At 56.7% G+C, this 2,529-nt stretch carries 1 protein-coding gene; it reads left to right on the plus strand.

Features of this window, described 5'->3' with window-relative positions; all coding sequences use genetic code 11:
- On the plus strand, positions 1–2,412 hold a 2,412-nt coding region (locus ACXJ7R_RS29900; RefSeq protein WP_457154967.1), incomplete at its 5' end, for a response regulator.
- Positions 2,413–2,529 lie beyond the last annotated feature (117 nt).

A 2,529-nucleotide genomic window follows, 5' to 3' on the forward strand; every position in this document is an offset into this window, starting at 1 on the left:
GGAGACAGGACTGCATCTTACATAGGTGTACCCATCAAGTCTGGCGAAAAAACGCTGGGGGTTATCAGTGTACAGAGCTACCTGGAGAATGCGTTTGACGAAAATGACGTACGCCTTCTGCAGACGGTCGCCTCCAACATGGGGGTCGCCATTGCCAATGCCCGCCTATTTAACGAAACACAGCGCCTGCTACGAGTGACCGAGGCCCGCGCCGCCGAGCTTGGTGCTATCAGCACGGTCAGCCAGGCGCTGATTGCGGAATCCGAACTCGAAAGCACGATCCAGCTGATCGGCGACCAGATGCAGGAAATCTTCGATGCAGATATCGTCTATGTCGCTCTGCTCGACCCGGAAACCAAGCTAATCCATTTCCCCTATCAGTTTGGCGAGGCCTTCAATACGCTAACCCTCGGTGAAGGGCTGACAAGCAAGATCATAGAAACTGGCCACCCGCTGCTTATCAATCAGGATGTTGCAGAACGCGGTGCTCAGATCGGGGCCACCCCCGTCGGCAAGGATGCCTTGTCCTATCTGGGAGTTCCGATCAAGACGGCGCAAGGCACGCTAGGAGTGATCAGCGTGCAGAGCACTACCCGGGAGGGCATATTTACCGACGACTCGCTCCGCTTGCTTTCCACCATTGCCGCCAATGCCGGTGCTGCCCTGCATAACGCGCAGCTATTTACTGAGCTCAAACAGCTATCCCTTGCGCTGCAGCAAGCAAAGGAGGCGGCCGAGGCGGCAAATGAGGCGAAGAGTTCTTTTCTGGCGACCATGAGCCACGAAATCCGCACACCAATGAACGGCGTGATCGGAATGAGCAACTTGCTGCTCGGTACAAACCTTGACCCCGAACAACGCGAGATCAGCGAGACGATCAGCCACAGCGGGGAGGCGCTGCTAACGATCATCAATGATATACTTGATTTTTCCAAAGTTGAGGCTGGCAAGCTGGAGCTCGATCCAAGGCCCTTCGAACTGCGGGAATGCCTTGAGAGCGCGATTGACCTCGTAGCCTCCAAGACCGCGGAGAAGGGGCTCGACCTTGCCTACCTGGTGGAGCCCGGTACTCCCGACGGGATTGTCGCAGACAGCACGAGGCTGCGACAGATCTTGCTTAACATCCTCAACAATGCCGTGAAATTCACCGAACGAGGTGAAATCGTACTATCGGTGATGAAAGTTCCGCACGCAACTGAGGGTGCGGGCGCAGCCCACAGCGGAAGCGCGGAGGGGTTGTCCACCCTGCAGTTTTCAGTACGCGATACCGGCATCGGTATTCCCGAGGACCGATTGGATCGCTTGTTCAAGTCATTCAGCCAGGTAGATGCCTCGACGACGCGGCGCTACGGCGGGACGGGGCTAGGGTTGGCGATTAGCAAACGCCTGGCAGAACTGATGGGTGGGCAAGTATGGGTGGAAAGTGTTGAAGGGGCGGGTACAACATTCTTCTTCACGATCCGCGCCGCCGCTGCGCCCGCTCCTAGGCAGGCGCAAATGTCCGTGGCCAAAGTTGAACTCGCGGGCAAACGGTTGCTGATCGTGGACGACAACGCAACCAACCGGCGAATCCTATCTCTGCAGGCCCAATCCTGGGCCATGGTGCCACATACAACCGAATCGCCGCTTAACGCATTCGACAGGATTGCAAGCGGCCAACATTATGACGCCGTCGTGCTCGACATGAACATGCCAGAGATGGACGGTATTGAACTGGCCAAACGATTACGTGGGCTTGGTCAAAGCGGTGATCTGCCATTGATATTGTTGAGTTCCCTCGTACCCCTTGATGAGAGGAACAAGGCGGACATCGAAAGCATCAAATTCGCGGCCATGCTTCCCAAGCCGATCAAGCCCTCGCCACTCCTCAATGCTTTCATGTCAGTCTTTGCGGAGGCTCCTGTGCGACCCGCCCGGACCGATCAGCCGAAGGGACCGGCCCTAGATAGTTCGATGGCGGAAAAGTTTCCGCTTCGCATACTGCTTGTCGATGACAACAACACCAATAGAAAGCTTGGCTTCAAAGTGTTGGAGCGCCTTGGTTACCGACCGGACCTGGCAATCGACGGCCGGTCGGCGGTATCCACATACACGCAAGGCAGCCACGACGTCATTTTGATGGATATCGAAATGCCGGACATGGACGGTCTTGCGGCGACAAGATTGATCCGGGCGTCTGGTATCCAGGATGCGCGTCAGCCGTTTATCGTGGCCCTCACCGCCAACGCCATGGCCGGCGATAGGGAAAGGTATCTGGACGCCGGCATGGACGACTATCTCAGCAAGCCGCTACGCGTCGAGGACCTCATCGCCTCGTTGAACAAGGCGGTAGTGTCTGGTGGGCGCAGACCCGCTGGCGCAGCAAAGGATTTCGCGGTGCCCGGCACACCAAGCGGTGAAGAGGCAAATTAGGCGGCTGGCGCAACAACCCCAGGCTCCGTGGCGGCATTGTTTTCGAATTATGAGCTATCACTAAATTAGAATTGCTGCGACATTTAGCTTCTTGAGCACTAGGGGACATTGATAATC

The organism is Mesorhizobium sp. P5_C1 (assembly GCF_054049815.1).